This window comes from Micromonospora echinofusca (assembly GCF_017614955.1).
GTDB lineage: Bacteria > Actinomycetota > Actinomycetes > Mycobacteriales > Micromonosporaceae > Micromonospora > Micromonospora echinofusca_A.
On record NZ_WVUH01000662.1, the window covers coordinates 1 to 1,162 of the forward strand.

2 protein-coding genes are annotated in these 1,162 nt (G+C 72.5%); both read right to left on the bottom strand.

The features are described 5' to 3' along the window. Positions 1 to 931, bottom strand: a 931-nt coding sequence (locus tag GSF22_RS33695; RefSeq protein ID WP_208817932.1) for a lanthionine synthetase C family protein, incomplete at its 3' end; no start/stop codon positions are given. Continuing rightward, on the bottom strand, positions 928 to 1,162 hold a 235-nt coding region (locus GSF22_RS33700), incomplete at its 5' end, for a lantibiotic dehydratase C-terminal domain-containing protein (protein WP_208817933.1). The genes GSF22_RS33695 and GSF22_RS33700, both read right to left, overlap by 4 nt.

A 1,162-nucleotide genomic window follows, 5' to 3' on the forward strand; every position in this document is an offset into this window, starting at 1 on the left:
GTGTCGGGGTGAGTGCGTCGGCGGCGATGCGCCGGCCGGTGGCGAGGAGGCCGGCGGTGCCGTGGCAGAGGCTGCGGTCGGTGAGACGGCGGATCTGTGCGGGGTCGTTCACGCAGGTGGTGAACGCCGTCTCGGCGAGGAGCTGCCGGGCGGTGTCGTGCAGGGCGAGGGCGGCCAGTTGTTGGGCGCGGGCGATGCCGGGGGTGCCGTAGCACCAGGAGGGGCGTAGAGGGTGTTGTTGTGCGGGTACGCCGTGGTGCAGGTCGTCGAGGGTGAGGGTCTGCGGCCACCAGATGGTGCCGGCGGTGTGCTGCTGCCAGGTGTCCAGCCATCGGCATATCCGCAGGATCGCCTCGGTGTGCCCGTCGACGGTGATGCCGGCGCGGTGGGTGAGGGCGAGTAGCGCGAGTGGGCCGGTGATGCCGTGGGCGATCCCGTGGTTGGCGTGACCTCCTGGTGGCGACGGCTGGTTCCGGTCAGGTCCGTTCGCGCACCACCAGCCGGGGAGGTCGTTGACCGGTTCGGTGAGCCGGACCAGGTAGGTGAGTACCTGGCGGAGCAGGTCGTGGTCGCCGAGGCGGTGCAGGGCGACGCCGAGGCCGGTCAGGCCGCGGATGAGGTCGTACTCGGCGTAGTGGGGCCGCTGGTGGGAGTCGATGCGGCGGTGGGCGGCGCGCAACCGTCGGCGGGTGACCGTGGCGGTCCCGGAGGCGGCGATCGATCGTGCCCGGGTGAGGCCGGGTTGGTTGGGGGTGGCAAGGACGAAGGCGAGTGCGGGTGCGCCGTAGAAGAGGCTGGCGCCCGCGGCGATGCTGACGCCGTTGGCGGTGGCGGCCCGCAGTGCCGCGTGGGCGGCGGGCCGGTTGCCGGTTTCCAGGTGTAGAAGGGCGACGCCGGCCGCCCCTTCGGCGAGGGACTGTGCTGCGGTCACGGCGTCGCCTGGCGGGTGCGGGCGACGGCGCGGGCCAGGCGGAGGCAGTGCCGTTCGGAGGCGGGGTCGACGCCGATCATGCGGGCGTGGTGCAGGTGCAGAATGTCGGTCAGTACCTGGTCGAGGTCGAGGTTGTCGGCGTGGGCCAGTGTCCGGTAGGTGGCCAGTGCCTTGTCCAGGTCGTCGTCGCGGTAGGGGGTGCGGGCGAGGTCGAGCTGGACGGGTTCGAGT